21 protein-coding genes are annotated in these 23,211 nt (G+C 44.9%); 20 read left to right on the forward strand and 1 reads right to left on the reverse strand.

The features are described from left to right. Positions 1 to 204 precede the first annotated feature (204 nt). Positions 205 to 1,059: a dTDP-4-dehydrorhamnose reductase gene (gene rfbD / locus CC90_RS0118900; RefSeq protein WP_031392276.1), complete on the forward strand. Its 855-nt coding sequence runs from the start codon at positions 205 to 207 to the stop codon at positions 1,057 to 1,059. Positions 1,060 to 1,133: 74 nt separating this feature from the next. Continuing rightward, complete coding sequence (locus CC90_RS0118905; RefSeq protein ID WP_031392277.1) at positions 1,134 to 1,586, forward strand: divergent PAP2 family protein; 453 nt, start codon at positions 1,134 to 1,136, stop codon at positions 1,584 to 1,586. A gap of 39 nt (positions 1,587 to 1,625) precedes the next feature. On the opposite strand, the gene CC90_RS0118910 is transcribed toward CC90_RS0118905, so the two are convergent. Next, complete coding sequence (locus CC90_RS0118910) at positions 1,626 to 2,462, reverse strand: AraC family transcriptional regulator (protein WP_035315854.1); 837 nt, start codon at positions 2,460 to 2,462, stop codon at positions 1,626 to 1,628. Positions 2,463 to 2,633: 171 nt separating this feature from the next. On the opposite strand from CC90_RS0118910, the gene CC90_RS0118915 reads away from it, so the two are divergent. The 18 genes from CC90_RS0118915 (at position 2,634) to CC90_RS0119000 (ending at position 23,203) form a co-directional block, all read left to right on the forward strand. Next, positions 2,634 to 4,334, forward strand: a complete 1,701-nt coding sequence (locus CC90_RS0118915) for an LIC_10190 family membrane protein (protein ID WP_031392279.1) — start codon at positions 2,634 to 2,636, stop codon at positions 4,332 to 4,334. A 34-nt stretch (positions 4,335 to 4,368) separates the two neighbouring features. Further along, positions 4,369 to 5,319 carry a GDP-L-fucose synthase family protein gene (locus CC90_RS0118920; protein WP_031392280.1) on the forward strand — a complete coding sequence of 317 codons (951 nt, stop codon included), beginning with the start codon at positions 4,369 to 4,371 and terminating at the stop codon, positions 5,317 to 5,319. Between the two features lie 21 nt (positions 5,320 to 5,340). After that, entirely contained in the window at positions 5,341 to 6,447 is a 1,107-nt protein-coding gene (locus CC90_RS0118925) for a mannose-1-phosphate guanylyltransferase (protein ID WP_031392281.1), read from the forward strand. A gap of 147 nt (positions 6,448 to 6,594) precedes the next feature. After that, complete coding sequence (locus CC90_RS0118930) at positions 6,595 to 6,978, forward strand: sporulation initiation factor Spo0A C-terminal domain-containing protein (protein ID WP_242843338.1); 384 nt, start codon at positions 6,595 to 6,597, stop codon at positions 6,976 to 6,978. A gap of 276 nt (positions 6,979 to 7,254) precedes the next feature. Further along, on the forward strand, positions 7,255 to 8,184 hold the full coding sequence (locus CC90_RS0118935; RefSeq protein ID WP_031392283.1) for a glycosyltransferase family 2 protein: 930 nt from the start codon (positions 7,255 to 7,257) through the stop codon (positions 8,182 to 8,184). A gap of 38 nt (positions 8,185 to 8,222) precedes the next feature. Continuing rightward, positions 8,223 to 8,975 carry a glycosyltransferase family 2 protein gene (locus CC90_RS0118940; RefSeq protein ID WP_031392284.1) on the forward strand — a complete coding sequence of 251 codons (753 nt, stop codon included), beginning with the start codon at positions 8,223 to 8,225 and terminating at the stop codon, positions 8,973 to 8,975. A gap of 22 nt (positions 8,976 to 8,997) precedes the next feature. Then, positions 8,998 to 10,377: an exopolysaccharide biosynthesis polyprenyl glycosylphosphotransferase gene (locus tag CC90_RS0118945; protein WP_031392285.1), complete on the forward strand. Its 1,380-nt coding sequence runs from the start codon at positions 8,998 to 9,000 to the stop codon at positions 10,375 to 10,377. A gap of 30 nt (positions 10,378 to 10,407) precedes the next feature. After that, positions 10,408 to 11,565: a YveK family protein gene (locus tag CC90_RS0118950; protein ID WP_031392286.1), complete on the forward strand. Its 1,158-nt coding sequence runs from the start codon at positions 10,408 to 10,410 to the stop codon at positions 11,563 to 11,565. Next, positions 11,550 to 12,359, forward strand: coding sequence for a glycosyltransferase (locus tag CC90_RS0118955; protein ID WP_242843339.1), 810 nt, complete (start codon positions 11,550 to 11,552; stop codon positions 12,357 to 12,359). Before CC90_RS0118950 ends, CC90_RS0118955 begins: the two co-directional genes overlap by 16 nt. Beyond that, on the forward strand, positions 12,356 to 13,504 hold the full coding sequence (locus tag CC90_RS0118960; RefSeq protein ID WP_081906056.1) for an EpsG family protein: 1,149 nt from the start codon (positions 12,356 to 12,358) through the stop codon (positions 13,502 to 13,504). Before CC90_RS0118955 ends, CC90_RS0118960 begins: the two co-directional genes overlap by 4 nt. Positions 13,505 to 13,514: 10 nt before the next feature. Then, positions 13,515 to 14,315, forward strand: coding sequence for a glycosyltransferase (locus CC90_RS0118965; RefSeq protein ID WP_031392289.1), 801 nt, complete (start codon positions 13,515 to 13,517; stop codon positions 14,313 to 14,315). 117 nt (positions 14,316 to 14,432) lie between these two features. After that, a complete protein-coding gene (locus CC90_RS0118970) occupies positions 14,433 to 15,716 on the forward strand; it encodes a glycosyltransferase family 4 protein (RefSeq protein WP_031392290.1) in 1,284 nt (427 codons plus the stop codon). Further along, a complete protein-coding gene (locus CC90_RS0118975) occupies positions 15,713 to 16,897 on the forward strand; it encodes a glycosyltransferase family 4 protein (protein WP_031392291.1) in 1,185 nt (394 codons plus the stop codon). The genes CC90_RS0118970 and CC90_RS0118975 overlap by 4 nt, the downstream gene beginning before the upstream one ends. A gap of 17 nt (positions 16,898 to 16,914) precedes the next feature. Further along, a complete protein-coding gene (locus CC90_RS0118980; protein WP_242843340.1) occupies positions 16,915 to 17,928 on the forward strand; it encodes a glycosyltransferase family 2 protein in 1,014 nt (337 codons plus the stop codon). Positions 17,929 to 18,008: 80 nt separating this feature from the next. After that, on the forward strand, positions 18,009 to 19,664 hold the full coding sequence (locus tag CC90_RS0118985; protein ID WP_031392293.1) for a hypothetical protein: 1,656 nt from the start codon (positions 18,009 to 18,011) through the stop codon (positions 19,662 to 19,664). 229 nt (positions 19,665 to 19,893) lie between these two features. After that, positions 19,894 to 20,889 (forward strand): UDP-N-acetylglucosamine 4,6-dehydratase (inverting), encoded by a 996-nt coding sequence (gene pseB, locus CC90_RS0118990; RefSeq protein ID WP_031392294.1) that lies wholly within the window; start codon positions 19,894 to 19,896, stop codon positions 20,887 to 20,889. Positions 20,890 to 20,931: 42 nt separating this feature from the next. Next, complete coding sequence (gene pseC, locus CC90_RS0118995; protein WP_051869781.1) at positions 20,932 to 22,137, forward strand: UDP-4-amino-4,6-dideoxy-N-acetyl-beta-L-altrosamine transaminase; 1,206 nt, start codon at positions 20,932 to 20,934, stop codon at positions 22,135 to 22,137. 19 nt (positions 22,138 to 22,156) lie between these two features. Next, positions 22,157 to 23,203, forward strand: coding sequence for a glycosyltransferase family 2 protein (locus tag CC90_RS0119000; RefSeq protein WP_031392296.1), 1,047 nt, complete (start codon positions 22,157 to 22,159; stop codon positions 23,201 to 23,203). Positions 23,204 to 23,211: the final 8 nt, after the last annotated feature.

Genomic DNA, 23,211 nt, shown 5'->3' on the forward strand with positions numbered 1-23,211 from the left:
ACTTCGCTGTTTAAAAGGGACTGTTGTACTTCGGCAGCACAGCTTTTGTTCCGCGCGCAGCTGCGCGTCTACTTTTCGTTAATGGGGGCACTTTCCTATTAACGAACAAGAAACTTTACTTGCATATTTGAATTGCGGGTTGTATTATGATAATGTCCGGATTAGCGCAAAGCCACCGGATTAGAAAGGAGAATTGTTCTGAATATGAAAAAAATAATAGTGACCGGCTGCAACGGGCAATTGGGAATTGCCATCAATAAGCAATACGAAGGAAATACAGGAATCGAGCTTATTAATACGGACGTTGCACAGCTCGATATAACGAATATAGATGAAGTGATGAAACTGGTAAAAGAGGTTAAGCCTTATGCGATTATCAACTGTGCGGCGTATACGAACGTAAATGCCTGTGAGACTGATGTGGATAACGCGTATCGCATTAATGCCATCGGTCCCCGCAACTTGAGCGTTGCGGCCACAGAAGCAGGAGCGAAGCTCGTTCAGGTATCTACGGATTATGTTTTCTCGGGAAAAGCAGACAAGCCTTACACTGAGTTCGACATTACGGGACCACAGGGAGTGTACGGTGCTTCTAAACTGGCGGGGGAGAATTTCGTAAAGGAATTTGCGAAGGATTACTTTATTCTCCGTACCGCATGGTTATATGGGGAAGGGAAGAATTTTGTGAAGACCATGCTGCAATTATCGGAGAAGACCGATAAGGTTACGGTGGTGGGCGATCAGTTCGGTACTCCTACAAGCGCGGAGGAACTGGCAAAAGCGATTTGTTATTTGGTTCCCAGTGAAAATTACGGTCTGTTCCATGGCACCTGCGAGGGCTACTGCCATTGGGCCGATTTCGCCAAGGAAATATTCAGGCTTGCGGGTAAGAAGACCGCAGTGGAGGAAATTTCGACGCAGGAGTATCAGACGGCGAATCCTGCCTCTGCACCGAGGCCGTCATATTCTATTCTGGAGAATTATATGTTCAGGCTTACCTCCGATTTCCGGTTTGCCGATTGGCACGATGCAATTGAGAGGTATATGCAAAGTCTCTAAATAAAAAATTTCGGTCAGAGCTTCGGGCATAAGCCCGAAGTCTTTGGACTTTGAAAGGACTATGGTTACAAAAAATGGAATTTTTAGAAGATTTATTTTATAATCGCGTTTTTATGGCCGCAGTAACCGGCTGGCTTGTGGCGCAGGTGCTGAAAACGGTCATACATATGTGGTTTAACCGTAAGTTCGTGGCAGAACGCCTGATAGGAAGCGGCGGTATGCCCAGTTCTCATTCTGCGACGGTGTGTGCCCTCGTGACGGCAGCAGGCTTTGAATATGGAGGAGGGAGCTTCCAGTTTGCCATGGCAGCAATATTTGCCATCATTGTCATGTACGATGCCATGGGCGTCAGAAGAGAAACCGGCATACAGGCTAAGGTTCTCAACGAAATGATGGAGATGTTCATACATATGGGCAAGGAGATGAGTGTGGAAGACAAGCTTAAAGAATTCGTGGGACATACTCCTTTGCAGGTATTAATGGGGGCACTGCTTGGCGTAGGAATTGCCGTATTGATGTATTTATAAGGAAAGATAATGGTAATCGGCGAAGGATTCTTTGTTAGATTACCATTTTTTACGGTATTCCAGCGGTGTCATATTTTCCGATTGGCGAAATACCTTTATAAAGTATCCGGCGTCTTGAAAGCCTGTGGCTGCGGCAATGGATTCTACGGAATCGTCGCTGAAGCGCAGCATGGATTTCGCATGGGAGATGCGCTTGGCGGTGAGGTCATGGAACAGTGTGATCCCGTATATTTTTTTATACTCTCTAGAGAGATGGAACTTGCTGATGAAAAAATGTTCGGATAGTTTTTCCAAAGTGACCTTTTCGTTATAATGCTGTTCCAAATAGGAATGTACCTGCATGAGCTTTTCGGGAATGGAATACTCTCCGTCGTGTTCCTGCCTGCTTTCCGTGAAGCAGAGGGTGATAATATCAGTAAGGTATTTGTTGGAAGTGATTTCCATGAACACAGACTTTGTCTGCTGTGTCCGATAAAGCAACGTGAGAGCGTCGGTAAAGTCTACGAGGTTTCTGGGGCGAAACAGAAAGGAATTGCCATGACGGATAAAATTATCGTAATGTGCTCTTGCCTCCGCACCGTTAAAATGAACCCACATCAGGCTCCAGGGGTCCTTAGCGCTGCTTTCATGTGAATAAGGGCGCGTACAGTCGATCCAGACGCAGTTTCCGGCAGAAATAGGATATTTTTTATTTTCATAGGAAACCTCTCCGCATCCGTCCAGTACCACAAAGAACAGATAGGAGTTAAGATTCTGCCGCTTGCTGATATGGGGCTCCAGACTTTGCAGTGTGCCCACCTCCTGCACATGAAGATAATGCTCTTTGGCGTAGGCGGTGGGTGTCGAAATGATACGGTCAGAAGTGGATTTGGCCATAAGTCGCTTTCCTTTCTCGGTTTTTAGTGTTTCTCAAGGCATGGATGAAACCCCAATATAGCGGCAGCAATATTTTACCATTTTGACGCAATATTGTAGGTTGCCACTTGCATTATACAATAGTATACTCGCTAATGGAATAGCAAAATAACACAATGTGAGGTATGATATATGCTTTCGGTTTGTCTGATCTTCTTGTATGTATTTCTGACGGCGTATTTGACGGGTTTTTTGGTACTGAAGGGTATCGGGCGGTTTTGTACGGGCAGAAATGGAATGGAAGCATCGGAGGCATTTTGGCACATGCTGAAAATACCCGACTATTGTATGGCCGGACTTGTGGCGCTTACGGTGTACGCTCAGTTCTTCAGCTTATTTTATAAAATTGGTCTTGCGGCGAACCTCTTTCTTCTCCTTTTATGCGTTATTACATCTGCAATTTTTCGAAAGGAGCTTTTTAAGGAGCTTCTTAAGGCTAAGCAGACTGTTACATGGAAAAAGGCGGCGGGGTGTCTGTTTTTGTTCCTGCTGTTCGCCTATGGGACCTCGCGAGGCATTATCCATTATGATACGGGACTTTACCATGCTCAAAGCATTCGCTGGATAGAGGAATACGGCATAGTTAAGGGACTGGGAAACTTGCACTGCAGACTGGCTTATAACAGTTCGGCGTTCAGCTTATCGGCTCTTTTTAGCGTTTCCTTTTTAGGAATACAATCCTACCACTGCATGGCAGGATTTTTTGCACTTATGTTAGCAAAGATATGCGGAGAAATCGCAGAGGCCTTCCGGCGGAGGCGGCTGATTCTTTCTGACTTTGTGCGGATAACTTGTATTTATTACCTGCTCATTATCTTCGACGAAATGATATCTCCGGCCTCGGATTATTTTATGGTACTCACTGTTTTCTATATTGTCATCCGTTTTTTGGATTTATCGGAGGAAAAAGTGGAATCATGGATTCCATATGGGCTTTTGAGCCTTACGGCGGTCTATGCCATGAGCCTGAAGCTTTCGGCAGCGCTCATTTTGCTGTTGGTGGTAAAGCCGGCGGCTATGCTCATAAAAAGCAGAAATTTTCAGGGAATCTTTTCTTTTATAGGGCTGGGGGTCATTATTATCACACCTTATTTCATTCGAAATGTGATAATATCCGGCTGGCTGGTCTATCCTTTTACTGCGCTGGATGTATTCTCCGTGGATTGGAAGATACCGAAGGGAATTGCTGATTATGACGCCAAGGAAATACAGGCATGGGGGCGTGGAATTTATGATGCGGCAAAATATGGAGAGTCTATAAGCTTATGGTTTCCGGAGTGGATAAGAGGACTCGGAGCAGTGGATAAGCTCTCTGTTTTCGGGGCTGTTCTGTCGGTTCCTGCTTTAGCGGCAGCAACGCTTGTCATATGGATAAAAAGAAAAAAAGAAATGTATGACTTCCTGCTTGTGGCGGCGACGGTGAATCTGTCCTTTTTATTCTGGCTTTTCTCTGCGCCTCTCATCCGCTATGGATGTGTCTATGTATGGCTTGCCTCAGCGCTGACCTTTGGAGGGCTGATGCTGTATGTAATAAAGAGGAAAAATATTTGGAGAGCAGTTTATATAGTTCTGGGACTTGCCGCTTGCTATAAAGTATACGCCTTTGGACAAGAAGTTGCCTTGGCTTATGATGGTAATTATATGATCAGTCAGAAAGACTATGAGAATTTTGAAATGACCGCTTATGAAATAGACGGATTGATCTTTTTCTATCCTTCGGAGGGTGATCGGGCAGGTTATGCTGTGTTCCCTTCTTCTCCTGCGAAGGCGGAGATGGCATTACGGGGAACGAATATAAGAGAAGGCTTTCGTTATAAAAAGATAAGCGATTAATAATAATTAATATAAGAAAGAAATGGAGAAGATAATGAATAAGACGGATAAAATTTATGTGGCAGGACACAGAGGACTGGTAGGCAGTGCAATCGTAAGGAACCTGCAATCCAAGGGCTATACGAATATCGTAGGAAGAACGCATAAGGAGTTGGATTTGACGATTCAGGCGGATGTTATCGCTTTTTTTGAAGAGGAAAGACCGGATGTGGTCGTGCTTGCGGCGGCTAAGGTAGGGGGAATCAATGCCAACAATACGAAGCCTGCAGAATTTGCATATGAGAATATGCAGGTACAGTGTAACGTTATCAAGTGTTGTCATGACTATAAAGTAAAGAAGCTGTTATTTTTGGGAAGTACCTGCATTTATCCCCGAATGGCGCCCCAGCCTATACCGGAGGACGCACTTTTGACAGGACCTCTCGAAGAGACGAATGAAGCTTATGCGATTGCGAAGATAGCAGGTCTGGAAATGTGCAAGTATTTTAAGATTCAGTATGGAGATGATTTTATCAGCTGCATGCCGACGAACCTGTACGGCCCTCACGATAATTACGATTTGAAAGATTCTCACGTATTGCCTGCCATGATCCGCAAGTTTCATGAGGCTAAGGTAAACGGCATTTCTTCCGTGGAGCTGTGGGGAACGGGAAGTCCGTTAAGGGAGTTCTTATATGTGGATGATATGGCGGATGCCTGTGTATTTTTATTGGAAAACTACAGCGGCGAGCAGCATGTGAATATAGGAACAGGAAAGGAAGTCAGCATCAGGGAGCTGGCAGAGACTGTTTGCCGTGCGGTAGGATTCGAAGGGGAAATCGTATGGAACAAGGACATGCCGGACGGCACGCCCAGAAAGCTCACTAATGTGGATAAACTCCATGCTATGGGCTGGAATCACAAGGTGGATTTAGAGGAAGGCGTAAGGCTGGCGTACGAGTGGTTTAAGGAAAACATAGACAGCGCAAGAATGGATGGAAGATAAATAACGGAAGGAAACGACGACATGGAAAGATACGGCATAATTATGGCGGGCGGAGGCGGAACCAGATTCTGGCCCTTAAGCCGCAGGGAAGTACCGAAGCAATTGTTAAATCTCACGGGTAAGGATACGATGGTAAATGAAACTATCGACAGGATTAAAAAAAGCGTCCGGGGGGAGAACATCTACATCGTTACGAACGCAGTGCAGGCAGATTTAATGGAGAAGGTGACGGAGGGAAGGCTTGAGGCAAAGCATATTCTGTCTGAGCCTACGGCCAGAAATACGGCGGCGTGCATCGGCTATGCTGCGGTGGAAATCCGTAAAAAGTACGGAGATGGAGTGATGTGTGTGCTGGCATCGGACCATTACATCAAAAACGGCACCGCATATGCAGAGGTTATGGATTATGCAATGGAGCTGGCGGAAAAGACGGACAGGCTGGTGACAATAGGAATCAAGCCTACGAATCCGGCTACTGGCTACGGCTATATTAAGTACAACAAAAAGATGAAGGAAGTTGGCCATGCGATAAGCAAAGAGAGCGGCAAGCGCATAACGGCGTATCCGGTAGCCGATTTCGTGGAAAAGCCCAGCCTTTCTACGGCAAAGTCCTACTTGGAGCAGGGCTGTTATCTTTGGAACAGCGGAATGTTCGTATGGAAAACCTCTGTTATACTAAAATATTTCGAAGAACTTCTGCCCGACGTATACGAATGTCTTTTAGAAATTGAAGAAGCTATCGGCACGGATAAGGAGAAGGAAACTATCGACAGAGTATACCCGACCATTCCGAAGATTTCTGTGGATTATGGAATTATGGAGAGGGCGGATAATGTAATTATGCTGGAGGGGGACTTCGGCTGGAGTGACGTTGGAAGCTGGGACGCTCTGGATACACTGTATGATGCGGACGAAAATAATAATGTAGTCTACGGGGAACAGATCCATATCGGTTCCAAAAATTGCATTGCCTATGGAAGGAATAAGCTGATTGCCACTATCGGATTGGACAATATCATTATTGTGGAGACAGAGGATGCGTTGTTGGTCTGCGACAAAAATAAAGCGCAGGATGTGAAGAAAATAGTGGAGATTCTGGAAGAGCAGGGCAAGACGGAATACTTGTAAGTATAGCGTTTGGGGAGCCACGCGACGCTTTAAGGTTTACAGAAAAACCGGCATATGGTATGATGAATTTTGCAGGAAATTGCCGGAATAAGCGGGCTTCGGTAACAATATAAGAAATTGTATATATAATATGTGGGGAATTTTATCGTGGATATTGACGGATTAAGAGATGCAGAATTGATAAAACACGTAACCAAAATAATGCTCGATATGGGAGTGCCTGCACATTTAAAGGGATACCATTACCTGCGTGCGGCAATTATTATAGCGAAAAAGGATATGGAAGTGGTAGGAAGTGTGACGAAGCTTTTATATCCGGAGATTGCAAAGCAGTTCAAGACGACGGACCAGAAGGTGGAGCGAGCTATTCGTAATGCCATCGAGGTATCTTGGATGCGAGGAAATCCCGAAACCTTTGAGGAATTATTCGGTTATTCGATATTGACGGGCCAGACCAGGCCTACCAACAGCGAATATATCGCTCAGATTGCAGATAAAATAAATCTGGATATGGAAAATGGTGAACTATAAAACAAAAAGCAAAAGGATGGCTTCGGTCATCCTTTTAGTAACTCCTTTTACACTTTCTTGTGATTTTTGGAAATATATGATAGAATGGTACCGTATATAAGCGGCATGAAGTTACTGTTCACACAGTAGCTTAACACTTGCTGTTAAGCTATGTAAGAACGTGATTCGAGAGATGATTTCTGCTTCGCGGAGCGAATTTACATGTAGAAATCATGCGTTGCTGAGAACGGAGTGAACAGTAACGGCATGAAAAACGCGGACAAAAAGAGGTATGAAATGGAGTTGCTTAGCGTAATTGTTCCCTGCTATAACGAAGAGGAAAATATTTTTGATTTTTACAATGAATTGATGAAGAACGAGCAGTTTTTGGAGAATAGGGGTCTGGATATAGAGATTCTTTATATCGACGACGGCTCTAAGGATAAAACGGCGGACAAGGTAAAGGAATTGAACACCAAAGACCCGCGGGCGCATCTTTTGTCTTTTTCCAGAAATTTCGGAAAAGAAGCGGCTATTTATGCCGGACTTAAGAAAGCGCGGGGAGACTATGCGGTGATGATGGATGCGGATTTGCAGGATCCGCCTTCGCTTTTACCGGAGATGTTTCAATATATCGACGAAGGCTATGACTCGGTGGCAACGCGAAGGGTGACAAGAAAAGGCGAGCCCGTCATCCGCTCTTGGTTTGCCAGATTGTTTTATAAAATAATGAACCGCATTTCCCGTACGGAAATCGTGGATGGAGCGAGAGATTATCGGTTAATGAAAAGGAATGTGGTGGACGCCATTCTTTCCATGACGGAGTATAACCGCTTTACGAAAGGTATCTTCGGCTGGGTAGGCTATGAGACGAAGTGGTTGGAATATGAAAATATCGAGCGCAAAAAGGGTGAGACGAAGTGGTCATTCTGGAAGCTGTTTATATATTCCCTCGACGGAGTTACCGCCTTTTCCACGGTGCCTCTTGCCATCGCGTCGATTATGGGAGTGTTGTTCTGTGGCTTCGCTTTTTTATTTATCATTGTAATCATTGTGCGTAAGATGATATTCGGTGATCCTACCTCAGGCTGGCCTTCTCTGGTATGTATCATATCCCTGGTGAGCGGCGTACAGCTTTTTTGCCTCGGAATCGTCGGACAGTATTTGTCTAAGACGTACATGGAAGTAAAAAAAAGGCCGATTTATCTTGTTAAGGAAGAAATATAGGCAACATGTTATAGCAATTATTTTTAGAGGGAAGTCTGATGGACAAGCTGGTCAGCATTATTGTGCCGGTATATAACGCCGGAGCATATATAGAAGATACGATTGAAATGGTATGCCGTCAGACCTATGGGCATTGGGAGCTTTTGCTGGTGGATGACTGCTCTGCGGACGATGGCAGGAAGAAAATAGAGGCCTTTTGCCGCAGGGATGAGAGAATTCACCTGATTGCGAAGGAGAAAAATGAAGGGGCGGCAAAGGCGCGCAATACAGGGATTTCCAGTGCAAAAGGACGCTTTATCGCCTTTTTGGACGCCGATGATGTGTGGCTTCCTGCGAAATTGGAAAAGGAACTTCGGTTTATGGAGGAGAAAGAGGCGGCTTTTGTTTTTACCGGCTATGAATTCGGAGATGAGCAGGCGAAGGGAACCGGCAAGATAGTGACGGTGCCGGAGGCTCTTACCTATAAGGAGGCTCTTTCGAGGACTGTAATCTTTACTTCCACGGTGTTGTTCGATACGGAAAAAATCGATAGACTGCTGATAGAAATGCCCGATGTGAAGAGCGAGGATATGGCGACTTGGTGGAAAATCCTAAGAAATGGACATACTGCTTATGGGCTTAACGAGGTGCTCGTAATCTACAGAAGACCGGGAAAATCCCTTTCTTCCAACAAGCTTGCGGCAATAAAGAGAATCTGGAACCTGTACAGAAGGGAAGAGAAGCTGTCTTTACCCTATAGCATATACAATTTCGTCTTATGGGCATTTGGAGCGGTATTGAGGCGGATATAAACATAAGGGACGAGGTGCATTTGTGAAACGTTTGGAATCTATGAAAAGAATTATCATATTACAGCTTTCGCTGCTGGGTCTTTGCCTGCAAACGGCTGTTTATGCTTATTTTTGGTTTGAAAGCTATTATCCTCTCGTATTGTTGAAGCTGAAATTTTATATTAATGGACATATTCTAATTATTGGTATTTACTTTGTTCTTTTGTTCTTTTTCACAAATACCTACGGGGGACTGAAGATTGGATATTTGAAGCATTCCGAAGTCTTTTTCTCGCAGATATTTTCTTTTTTGGCTGTAAACGTAATATCTTATTTTCAAATTTCCCTTATGAGAAACTGGTTGGCTCCGATAGGGCCTATGCTGCAGGTAACGGCCATACAGTTCGTAATATCCGGAGTGTGGACGTATTTTTGCAATACTTTTTACCGTAGCGTATTTCCGCCGCGGGAAATGCTGTTAGTATATGGAGAGCGGTCTATCGACGATATTATGAGCAAGTTCGCCACTAGAAAAGATAAATTCAATATCGTGAAGTGTATGAACATCAGTGAAGGTGTAACAGCAATCGAAGAAGAAGCGGTGAAGCGCTATGATGCAGTTGTTCTTTGGGATATTTCCACCCAGGAAAGAAACAAGCTTCTTAAATTTTTCTACGGCAGATCCATCCGCGTATATATGATGCCTAAGATTACGGATGTGCTGATTCAAGGCTCGGAACAGCTTCATTTTTTCGATACTCCCATTTTCCTTACAAAGGAATATTCCCTGACGGTGGAGCAGAGGGCGGTAAAGAGATTGATAGATATTGTATGCTCCTTGCTTTTGATTATAATTACTTCTCCGATTATGCTTGTCGCTGCACTCATCATAAAACTGTATGACAACGGTCCCGTTTTGTACAAGCAAGTCCGCTGTACGAGAGATCAGGAGGAGTTTTATATCATGAAGTTCAGAAGTATGCGGGTGGATGCGGAAAAGGACGGCGTGGCCAGATTGGCGGCAAAGAACGATTCGAGGATTACGCCGATAGGAAAATTTATCAGGGCAGTACGTATTGACGAGCTTCCACAACTGTTCAATATATTAAAGGGTGAGATGTCCTTTATAGGCCCGAGGCCGGAACGTCCTGAAATTATCGCTCAGTATGTAGAGGAAATGCCGGAATTTCTTTACCGGATGAAGGTCAAAGCAGGACTGGCGGGCTATGCGCAGGTTTATGGCAAATACAACACGACTCCCTACGATAAACTGAAGCTGGATTTGGCTTATATTGAAAATTATACCGTATGGTTGGATATGAAACTGATGCTGCTGACCCTGAAGATCCTGTTCCGTGCAGAAAGCACAGAAGGGGTGGACAGTAAGCAGATAACAGCGCTTAGGCAGGAAGAGGATAAATAAGAAATAGAACGGTGAAATTGAGAAGGGAATATGATTGGCAGGATGGAAAATGAAAGGTATATGCGGGCAGAAATGGACTTGAAAAGAGTGTTTCTGCTGTTTATGAATAAGTTGTGGCTGGCTGTGGCGGCAGTCGTTTTGGGAGCTGTCCTGGGAGTAGGAATTTATCTCGCTGCGCACCTTATATTTGCGTCGGAGAAGGAATATCAGTCAGTGTCTAAGATATACTTGCATTTCAACTGTGAGCCCGAGGACTTTAATGAGCTTTCCTATAACGGCTATACTTGGAACGACTTACTGGATACGGATCCCATCTTAGACTATGCGATGGCCGAACTGCCGGCACAGATAAGCAGAGAGGAAGTGACGGCTGCGACCAAAGCGGAGATTCTTTCGGATATCCGCCTGCTTACGGTAACGGTGACCGCAAAGCAGCCGGAGCTTGCGGCTCAGATTATGGAGGCTATGCAGATTGCGCTTGTGCATCTTGGAGAAACGGACGAGCTGTTTCAACGCATAGAGATTTACAGCACAGGAGAGCCCGAGCAGATCGTATGGGACGATCGCACGGTAAATGCGGCGGTGATGGGAGCCGTACTTATGCTCATCGTTGTTTTGCTGTCCATGGCCTTATATTATATATTGGATGATTCCGTTTATGTGGAGGCGGATGCAAAGAAGCGGTTTGGAATACCCGCAGTCGGCATCTTTACATCCGGCGAATCCGGTACCTTTCAAAGCTATGGAAGCGAATTTTTGTCTAACTTCAGTTATTTGTGCAGGAAATTAAAGAAGGTATCCCTTATGAGCGCGGACAACGGCGAGGATGCCAGGAATGCGGCGTTTACCATGGAGAAGCTCTTTAGCACGGAGAAGCTGGAGGAGAGCTACGAGATTATTCCGGTAGAGCTTGCAGAGGAATCGCCTAAGGTGTATGAGGAAATCAGAAATACAGACGGAGTTCTTCTGACGGTACGCTATGGCAGAGGAAACGGGAAGTTAGTAGAACGGGCATTGAATAATCTGGAAAAACAGGATTGCAGGGTTATTGGTATATTGATTGTAGAAGCAGACGTTCGTTTTTTGAAAAGGTATTATATGTGCAAGAGGTATAAGGTTAAAAGAAATGCACTTTCACCCTCCTTGATTTGTACGCCCGCTAAAGCGGGCAAATGGGAGCAAAAATAGGAAATAGACTGGAGCCGGAGATGGAATTGCAGATGTTGGTTTCCGCAGTGAATCAGGAAGTCCTGACACTGGCAGAGAAAATGAATATAGAAACGGAGGCTGTCGTCATCAATCAGTGCGAAAGCTTCTCCTATGACGAATACCGGCATAAGGGGCATCGGGTGCGCTGCTACAGCTTGAAGGAAAGAGGGGTAGGGCTAAGCAGAAACACGGCTCTTATGCGTGCTGACGGAGATATTTGCATTTTTGCAGATGAAGATATTGTATACGATACAGGATATGCGAAAAAAGTAGAAAAAGAATTCCAGGAGAGGAAGGACGCAGATCTTATTTTGTTCAATGTAAAGGTGGCTCCGGCGAGGAGAACCTATTGGAATGAAAAGGAGAAAAGGATCCGCTGGTATAATTATGGAAGATATCCGGCATACAGCATTGCAGCGAGGCGCTCTGCGCTCCATAGTGCGAATGTGAGCTTTTCTCTTCTCTTCGGAGGGGGAGCCATATACAGTAACGGAGAAGACAGCCTTTTTCTAAGGGATTGCTTAAAGGCCGGACTTCGCATCTATGCCTCTCCTGTAGTGATAGGAGAAGAGATAGAGAGAAAGTCCACGTGGTTTTATGGCTATAACGAGAAGTTTTTTAAGGATAGAGGCGTATTATACCGCTATTTATACGGGAGGGTGGCAATTCCTTTTTCACTGCGGTTTCTTCTGGCGCATAAAAAGGAAATGTGTAAGGAAATTGGCTGGAAGCAGGCGTATAAGTGGATGCGGGAAGGGGTTCGCGGATTATGATTTTATATATAGTGATTACGGCGGTTACCATACTGCTTGCAGGAGCGGTGCGGATCATGCCAAATGGCATAAATCATTGTTTGGGAAATTCACCTTATAATCTCTCGAACAAAAAATGGAGCAGGCAGCAGGCTTTGAACGGGCTGTGCCTGTTTTCTATTTTTATCATCTTATTTGGAGTGTCCGCATGCAGGTTGAATGTAGGCAACGATTACGCTAAGTATGTGGAGTTCATGCATCTGATTGCAGTAGGGGCATATGATTATGTACCTACGGAGGCGGGATTTAACGCATTGGTAACGGTGCTGTACGCTGTTTCAGGTTATGAGAATTTCCTATTGGTATTTGCCGTATTCGCATTTTTTACGATTCTTTTCTTTCTGAAGGCCATGTACGAGCAAAGCGACAGCTTCGGCTTCAGCTTTTTTTTATTCATGGCATTCGGCTTTTATTTTCATACGTTTAATACGGTGCGCTATTATTTTGCGCTTGCTCTGGCCTTGTATTCCATAAAGTATGTACTGAAAAAGGAATGGGGAAAGTTTATTCTGCTTGTTCTTTTAGGAGCAACCTTCCATAAATCTTTACTGGTAATCATACCTTTATATTTTCTTGCCACACTTCCTTGGAAAAAGTGGCAGCTTGCGTTAATGGCGGTGTTTTGCAGCACCTTTTTCTTCCTGCAGGATTTTTATTTAAAGGCGGTGGTATTTCTCTATCCTTCTTATGAGGATACGGAATATTTGGAGGGCGGTGTAAGCTGGTTTAATATACTCCGATGTACAGGAGTGCTCGTCTTAGCTTTGCTGTATTATAAGGATGCGGTAAAAGACAGCAAACGGAACCGTTTTTATTTCTATTGTAATCTGGGAGCTTTGGTATTGTATGTGTGTTGCTCCTTCCTGCCTATTATAACGAGAATCGGATATTATCTGAACATAACACAGATTCTCTTCCTTCCTGCCATTGTGAGCAGGATACCGGATAAGAGGCAGAAGCAATTTTTTACTGCGGCGATTGTGTTGGCAGCGGTGGGATACTTTGCGATTTATTTGATGAGGGCGGGGAATGACGGCATCCGGGTGCTGCCGTACCAGACGTTTATGTTTCACGATATGGTGCCGATTCTATCGGATATGAATTAAAGGAGAGTTTATGGGACAGATAAAGTTCAGCATCGTAGTGGTCTGCCTGAACGAAGGCGAAAGGCTGAAAGCGGCAATTGAAAATATTCAGCAGCAAACATACGGCGGCTATGAAATAATCATAAAGGACGGACTTTCTAATGACGGTTCGGTAGAGGCGCTTCCTGCGGATGAGAGGATAAGGGTGTATCGCCGGAGGGATACGGGGATATACGATGCGATGAACCAGGCAATAGAGGAAGTAAAGGGAGATTATGTTTATTTTTTAAATTGCGGAGACTCTTTTTACAGCGAGGATGTGCTTCGAAAAGTTGCAGAGCAAATAGAAGAATATCAAGGACGGAAAAATGTCATTTTTTATGGTGATATCAAGGAAAAGATAACCGGAGAAAGGGTAAGTTCCAACCCCTGTATGAACGCCTTCGGGTGTTATAGAAATGTGCCCTGCCATCAAGCCTGTTTCTATTCGGCGGAGCTTATGAGACAAAAGGGATTTGATTTAAAATATCTTGTAAGGGCGGATTATGAGCATTTCCTCTGGTGCTTTTTTGAAGGGAAAGCCGATACGGTATATATGCCGATATTGATTGCTGATTATGAGGGCGGCGGCTTTTCCGAGACGAAGGAAAATAGAAAGAGATCCGAGATAGAGCATAGGGAAATTGTAAAAAAATATATGTCGGATGGGCAGATACTAAAATACCGCACCTTAATGATACTATCTCTCGCTTCACTTAGAACGTGGATTTCCCGAAATAAAGTGACGGCTCATATATATAACAAGTTAAAAGCGCTTGTATACAAGCGATAGGAACAACCGGTGCATGATAAAGCTTTATGCGAAATCCGCCGCAGACATGAGGATAAGTGTGAAAAGAAATTTTGTGCCATCGATGGCGGTATGCGGGAAAGGAGCATGAATATAAAGATGAGGATATTATGGCTATGTAATATTATGCTTCCGGCTATTGCAGAAAGTCTGGAGCTTCCCTACAGCAATAGGGAAGGCTGGCTGACCGGAATTTATGAGCGTATGAGCAAGGATGATAGGAAGCAGGTTGAATTGGGGATTTGTTTTCCGGTGGAAAGACTGGAAGGTAAACTCAAGGAACAAGACGGGCGGTGGATGCTTGGAAGTACGGTTTGCTACGCCTTTGAGGAGAATCTTAACTCACCGGAAAAATACGATGAGAGCATGGAGGCACGTTTTTCGGATATTCTGAAGGATTTTGTCCCCGATGTGGTTCATATTTTTGGAACGGAGTTTCCGCATACGCTGGCTATGACAAGAGCCTTCGGACGGCCGGAGAGGATACTGATAGGGATACAAGGGCTTTGTTTCGCCTGCGCTGACGCTTATATGGCAGACCTTCCGGAATACGTACAGAGGAGAAGGACTTTCCGTGATTGGATAAAAAAAGACGGAATAATTGAACAGCAGGAGAAGTTCAGGCTGCGGGGAGAACATGAGAAACAGGCTATTAGAAATGCCGGGAATATTACCGGACGAACTGTATTCGACAGAGAAGAAACGAAAAAAATCAATGCCCATGCAAAATATTATCATATGAACGAGACGATGCGATACAATTTTTATGATGGAAAATGGAAAATGGAAGAGAGCGTGCCTCACAGCATTTTTCTAAGTCAGGGGGATTATCCCCTAAAGGGCTTTCATTATGTGCTTCTGGCTATGCCGAAGATTCTTTCCGAATATCCGGATGCTATCGTCTATGTGGCAGGGAACAGTATTATCGCTGACGGGACGATGAAAGACCGGATAAAAATTTCCTCTTATGGAAAATATTTAAAGAGGCTGATACGCGAATACGGTCTAAAGGATAAGGTGAAGATACTTGGCAAGCTTTCAGCAGAGGAGATGAAGAGGCAATTTTTAAAAAGCAGCCTATTCATTTGCCCGTCTTCTCTGGAGAATTCCCCCAATTCCATAGGAGAGGCTATGCTTTTAGGAGTACCTGCGGTGGCAGCGCGGACGGGAGGCATTCCCGGCATGCTCGGAGACGGCACCGAAGGACTTCTTTACGATGCAGGCAATGTGGATAAGCTGGCAGAAGCGGTGATCAAGGTGTGGATGAATCCGGAGGAAGCAGAGAAAAGAGCAGAAGCAGCAAGAAAAAGGGCGTATAGAACTCATAACGGAGATGCCAATTACGAAAGGCTTTTGGAAGTATATAGGGAGATTTGCGAATGACGGTTACCTTTGTATCCAATTACATCAATCATCATCAGATTCCTTTTTCGAACGCATGCTATAAGGAACTGGGAGAAGGCTATCATTTTATACAGACCGAGCCCATGGAAACGGAGCGTGTTGCAATGGGATGGAGCGTGGAGTTGCATAAGCTGCCCTACGTGCTCTGCTTGTATGAGCAGGAGGAGGAGTGTCGCAGGCTGATCATGGAGAGCGATATCGTTATTTTCGGCTGGACCGGACGGGAGGATATTGTGGAAGAACGCTTGCGCGGGGGAAAGCCGGTCATACGGGTGAGCGAAAGGCTGTATCGGGAAGGTCAGTGGAAAGCTGTTTCGCCGAGAGGGCTGGTACAGAAATATAAGGAGCATACGAAATACCGGAAGGCACCGGTATGCCTCTTGTGTGCGGGAGCTTATGTGGCTTCGGACTTTCATATCGTAAGGGCTTATCCGGATAAAATGTTCCGATTCGGTTATTTCCCTGAGACTGTTCGATATGCCGAGGGAGAGCTTGAGGGCTTGAAGGGCAGCTCGGAGAGAATCGATATGATATGGGCGGGGCGGTTTATACCGTTAAAACACCCGGAATTTGTGGTAAAGCTCGCGAAGGAGCTGCGGGAAGAAATATCGGATTTCCATATTCATATGGTGGGAAGCGGCGAATTGGAAGAGGAAGTGAAGCGGTCGGTAAAGGGGGAAGGTCTGGACGAATACTTTACCTTCTACGGCTATACGGAACCGAAAGCGGTTAGAAAAGTTATGGAAAAATGCCAAATCCATCTGTTTACCAGCAATTATCTGGAGGGGTGGGGAGCGGTTGTGAACGAGGCCATGAACAGCGGCTGTGCCGTAGTAGCTAATGTGGAAGCGGGAGCGGTTCCGTTTTTGATAAAACACGGAGAAAATGGTCTGGTGTATAAAAACGGCTCTTATGAGGATTTTTCCATGCAAGTCAGGAAGCTGGTAAAAGAACCTGAGCTTACCAAAAGGCTTGGAAAAGAAGCTTACCGTACAATTATTGGTAAGTGGAATGCGGAATATGCGGCAAAGGAGTTGCTTCGCTTTTGCGGGGATTTAAAGGACGGGAAGGTGATTCCGGCAAAAGAGGGACCGTTAAGTCCGGCACCTGTTATTGCGCCGAGGCGGATGTATGAAAGAGTGGCCGGACACCAAGTGTAGGAAGCAGGGATAAGAGCATGAGGAATGAAATGAATATGGAGAAAACGGAGCAGAGGCTAATCAGCGTTATCGTTCCCGTTTATAATATTATAGATTATTTGCCGCGGTGCGTAGAGTCCATATGCAGGCAGACATACTCTGACTTGGAGATCATATTGGTGGACGATGGGTCAAATGACGGAACGGAGCGGCTGGTAGATGAGCTTGCAGGTAAGGACGAAAGAATCAGGGTGTTCCATAAGGAAAACGGAGGCTCTTCTTCTGCCCGGAATCTGGGAATCAGTGAAGCGAGGGGAAGCTGGCTTGGGTTTGTGGACAGCGATGATTTTATCGATAGCAGAATGTATGAGCGGCTGATGGAATGTGTGGACAAATATGGGGTTCGCATGGCGCAGACCTCCAGGGATGAAATCGATGAGAATGGACGGAGACTTCCTGACGTATGCAAACCGCCTGAAGCGGCGTATATATGCGAATCGGAAAGGTTCTTGCGGGAGCTGCTGCTGCATAGGGGAGACAGCTCTTTTTGTACGAAGCTGACGGATAGGAGGCTGTTTGAAGGCCGCTGTTTTCCCGAGGGAGTATTAAATGAGGATTTTCACCTTCTCGTAAATATGCTGGAGGAGGCGGGAGGCATCGCTGTGATTCCACAGCAGTGTTATCATGTGTTTTATCGTGTCGGAAGCAATACGAGAAAGAAAACGAAGGATGAGTTTTCAAGGGTATTTATCGATATTGTGAACAATGCGGATATGGTTGAAGAACTGGTGAAGGAAAAGTATCCGGCGTTAAAAAAAGAAGCAGTTCGGTTCGGACTGTATCAAAGATTGGATTATATGCTTCATATTCCGGTTTCCAGGATGTCGGATGAAGATGAATTCTACCGCTCAGTAAAGAAATATCTGCGGAGACATTCGGCTGATACAACAGGGAATCCTTATCTTACGGCAAAGAACAAGCTTTATCTAATACTTCTTACCATAGCGCCAAAGACAGTACGCAGGCTTCACCGTTTGAAGATGAGAAGATAATGGTAAAGAAAAAGATAAGAAGATAAAAGTAAAAAAGATAAAGCGGAAAATAAGGAAATAAATACACGGCGGAAATTAACATGATAGAAAAGAAATGGGATTTTAATAAAAAAAAGACGGTCAGAGATTATGCTTGGCAGCTTGGCATGCTGGTTTTGCTTTGTCTGCAAGTTCTTCTTGTTCTATACTACGGAGGCAAAAAAGCAGGCTTTCATGAGGATGAATATTATTCCTATTATTCATCCAATCGTACGGCAGGGCTGTACGAGCCGGATAGGGAATGGTTGGATAAGGATACGTATCGCAATGAGTTCGTCGTACTGGAGGGAGAAGGCTTTAACTACAGTTTGGTAGCGACGGTGCAATCTTGGGACGTGCACCCGCCTTTTTTCTATTTTCTCCTGCATACCGCCTGTTCGCTGTTTCCGGGCATATTCAGCAAATGGCTGGGCATTGGGGTGAACTTATTCGCATATGCTGTTAACTTTTTTCTATTGGCATGGCTGACCTATATGGTAACGGACAGAAATAAAATACTTACCTTTTTAGTCAGCGCAGCTCATGGGTTCAATGCGGTTATTATTTCCGGGGTACTTTTTATAAGGATGTATGAATGGCTGACGCTATTCGTGCTGCTTCTCGCCTGTCTGCATGTACGGGCAATGATTACAGAACACTCGATGAGAAAGGGGGATTTGAGTTTCCACAAATTCCTTTTGCCTCTTATGTTTGTAAATTATCTGGGATTTCTGACACAATATTATTATATTATTTTCTTGTTTTTCATGGCGGCAGGCTTTTGTCTGTGGCTTCTGTGGCGGGATAAAAATCTGTGGAATTGTTTTCGGTATGGACTTAGCTGCGCCGTCTCCATAGGGATGGCTGTTATAAGCTATCCGGCCTCTCTGGCGCATATTTTCAGAGGCTATCGGGGAACCGGAGCTGCGGCAGAATTTCTGGACGGGGCGAATACGGCGGACCGGTTTCGTTTTTTTGGCAGTCTGATGGATGAATATGTTTTTGACGGACATTTCCTGCTGCTTCTTGCGCTGATTTTTGTTATGACAATCGTGCTTTTTATCCGGAAGAAAAAGAATTCCGAGGTGAAAACGTTTGTGATAGAAGGAGATTATAAGACATATTTTCTGTTGCTCTTTGCGGTCTTCGGTTATTTTTTTACAGTTTCCAAAACGGCGCTCTTGCTTTATGAGACATCTAACCGCTATGAGCTTCCTGTATATGGGATATGCATGCTGCTGACCATCGCGGCGGTATATACGTTATCAGGAAGAATCTTCCGCGCACTGTTCATTAACGAGAGGCTTAGAAGGGCCGGCATTGCATTTCTTTTCTTTCTGTTTTTGGCACAGGATGTTCATGAGCTTGTAACAGGCAAGGTACTGTTTCTCTATGAAGAAGATAGAGACAGGGTGGAATATGCTAAGGAAAATGCCCATGCTCCGGTAGTGATTCTATATAATGCGGCTACCCCCTATCATGTCTGGTGGTGCTCCGATGAGCTGTTAGAATATGATGGTGCATATTTTATGAGTGAAGATAATCAGGAGGAGATTACCGATAGAATCGTATGCGGCAGCCATAAGTTGATTGTATACGCGGCGGATGGAGATACTAAGGAGGAAAGTCTTGCACTGATTCTTAGAAGCAATCCGGAGCTTGAAGGCTACCGGATGGTAGGACAGAAATCCCTTTGGAGTGTGTATGAATTCGAGTAATGCGTGACTAATAACCTAATACCTAATGCCTTTTGGTGCATTATATATAGTCATGTGATTTGATTTATGGTATAATTCTCTCGAATTATACCATTCGTATATTTTTAGCGGAATTACACCGTTGGTGTACTTTGCCCTGAGTGGCTTATATTCCGGGTGTCTTATCCATTGGGAGTTTTATACCTTGGGTGTTTTATACCCAATAATAATAATATTGGAGGAATTAACTATGCTGAATAATAAAACGATATTGATAACGGGCGGGACGGGCTCTTTTGGAAAATGTTTTACCAAATATGTTCTGGAACACTATGAACCGAAAAAAATTATCATTTACTCGAGAGATGAATTTAAGCAATACTTGATGGAAAATGAATTCAGGGAATATAAGGACAAGCTTCGCTTTTTTATCGGCGATGTACGGGACAGGGAGAGAATGCAAAGAGCCTTTGAAGGGGTAGACTACGTGATTCATGCGGCGGCGCTTAAACAGGTGCCCGCCTGCGAATACAATCCTAATGAGGCAATTAAGACAAATATACACGGTGCCCAGAACGTAATTGATGCGGCACTGGACAGCGATGTGAAGAAGGTGGTGGCACTTTCTACGGACAAAGCGGTGAATCCGGTAAACTTATATGGCGGTACCAAGCTTGTATCCGATAAGCTGTTCGTGGCGGCAAACGCGTATGCAGGTACGAAGGACATCAACTTCTCTATCGTAAGATATGGAAACGTGGCGGGAAGCCGCGGCTCTATCATTCCGCTGTTCCACAATATGGTGAAGAATGGCAAAACGGAGCTCCCGATTACGGATTACCGTATGACCAGATTCTGGATCAGCCTTAGGGAAGGCGTGGAACTGGTCATCAAGGCACTTGGGGAAGCTACCGGAGGAGAGACTTTCATCAGCAAGATTCCTTCTTTTAAGATTACGGATTTGGCACAGGCGATGCTTCCGGGCTGTCAGATGCCTGAGGTGGGAATCCGCCCGGGCGAAAAGCTCCACGAAATCATGGTGACAGTGGAGGATTCCGATACGACTTATGAATATGACAAGCATTTTATCGTTTATCCGCAGGTGATCTGGAACAGCAAGCAGCAGATAAATCTAAATGGCAAAAAGGTGGCGGAAGGCTTTTCCTACAGTTCGGATAACAACGCGCAGTGGCTGTCAATAGAAGAGATAAAGGAGCTCCTTAAGACCGTAGATTTAGAAAAATGAGAAAGTACCGGATTTCGGAACCGGAAAGGGTATGAGAAAGATATGGTCAATAAGATGGAAAAACCGGCAATTTGCGGCGGAACTCCCGTGCGCGATACGAAAATATTTTATGGACATCAATATATCGATGAAGAAGATATTCAGGCGGTGGTGGATGTACTGAAAAGCGACTGTCTGACCTGCGGCCCTAAAATCGCTGAGCTGGAAGAGAAGCTGTGTGAAATAACAGGAGCCAAATATGCGGTTGTGTGCAGTAACGGCACGGCTGCTCTTCATATTGCCTGCATGGCAGCAGGGGTTACCCGGGGAGATGAGGTAATAACCACCCCGATTACGTTCGCAGCTTCCGCCAACTGTGTTCTTTATGTTGGCGCCAAACCAGTATTTGCGGATATTAACGATAGGACCTATAATATTGACCCGTCATCGGTGAAGACACATATTACCGAGAAGACGAAAGCTGTAGTGGCAGTGGACTTTACCGGGCAATCTATTGAAGAAGACGAGCTCCTAGCCTTATGCAGGGAAAAGAAGCTAGTGCTGATAGAGGACGGCGCACACGTAATAGGCACAAAGTATAAAGGCAAGCCAAACGGTTCTATTGCGGATATGACTACTCTAAGCTTTCATCCGGTGAAAACGGTAACCAGCGGGGAAGGCGGAGCGGTACTGACGAATAACGAAGAATATTATCAAAAGCTTTTGCTTTACAGAGCCCACGGAATAACGAGAGATGCAAAGCAGATGGAGCATGAGCCGGATGGTCCATGGTACTATGAGCAGATCGATTTGGGTTATAATTACCGCATGACAGATATACAGGCAGCGCTTTTAATCAGTCAGCTCAATAAGCTTCCGGCCTTTTCGGGTCGGAGAAAAGAAATCGTTGCTCTTTACGATGAAGCGTTTGCAAAGCTTCCGCAGATAGCCCTGCAGCAAGAGATTCCCGAGTCTGATACGACGAGGCATTTATATATTTTACGACTGATACCGGAACGGCTCACTATAGACAGAAAGCAGTTTTTCGAGGCGCTTTCAGCGGAAAACATCATTTGTAACGTACATTATATTCCTACCTATTACTTTCCGTACTATCAGAAGCTCGGGTATAAAAAGGGACTTTGTCCGAAAGCGGAGAAGTTATACGAGGAGATGATCAGCCTTCCTCTTTACTACGCGATGACGGATAAGGATGTGCAGGACGTTATCCGTGCAGTAACAAAAATCGCGCAGCATTATGCGAAATGATGAAAAGGCGGTGCAGGAGATGAAGCTGAGTATTATCATACCTGTTTATAATATGGCGGCGGACGGAAAACTGGAATACTGCCTGAATTCCCTGGTGAATCAGACGATAAACGATTACGAGATTATAGCGGTGGACGATTGCTCCACCGATAATTCTTTTGCCGTTTTAAAGGATTATGAGATCCGTTTTCCTGAAAAATTCAAAGCGGTACATTCCGAAGTGAATAAGCGTCAGGGCGGGGCAAAGAACATCGGCTTAAGACTGGCTCAGGGGGAGTGGATCGGATTCATCGACAGCGACGACTGGATCACTCCCGATATGTATGAACGTCTTTTGAAAAGAGCTGAGGAAACGGGTGCCGACTTGGTGGGCTGCGATTACAGCCTGACGGATGTACATTCCATGGAGGTCGGGCAGGTCGTGCATAACAACAAGGCGCAGCAAAGCGGCGTACTTACTGCAGATAAACGGCGCAGCCTCATATTGGATGGAGGGAGCTTAGTAGTTAAGATTTTTAAGCGGTCAATGATTACAGAGCATGAGCTTTGGTTTCCCGAAAATATCTTTTATGAGGATAATGCGCTTGGAAATTCCTACTTAATACTTGCGAGACACTTTGAATATATACAAGAGCCTCTTTATTTTTATTATCAGCATGAAACCTCCACTGTTCATACGATTTCGCCGAAGCGCTGCGAAGACCGCATGGAGGCAGGCCGGTTGATGTTAGAAGAGGCGAGACGTCATCATTATATGGAGGATTTTGCTTCTGAGCTGGAATATAGCTTTACTCTTTTGTTTTATGTCAATACGCTGTTCACATATATGGCCGGCGTAGCGCATACGAAGTATCGTTTTGTGAAGAAGCTGGGAAAAGAAATGAGGCAGACCTTCCCTGATTTTATGGAGAATCCGTATTATTTGGAAAGAACTCATGAGGAAGAGAAGAAGCTGGTGAGAATGCAGCAGAAATCTACGCTTTTTTTTATGCTGTATTATAAATTGTTATGGGCGTACCGAAGGTGGAGAAAAGCCTGTGCGGTAGGAGTGATTGGACATAGATAGGGAAAGGC

This window comes from Kineothrix alysoides (genome assembly GCF_000732725.1).
GTDB lineage: Bacteria > Bacillota > Clostridia > Lachnospirales > Lachnospiraceae > Kineothrix > Kineothrix alysoides.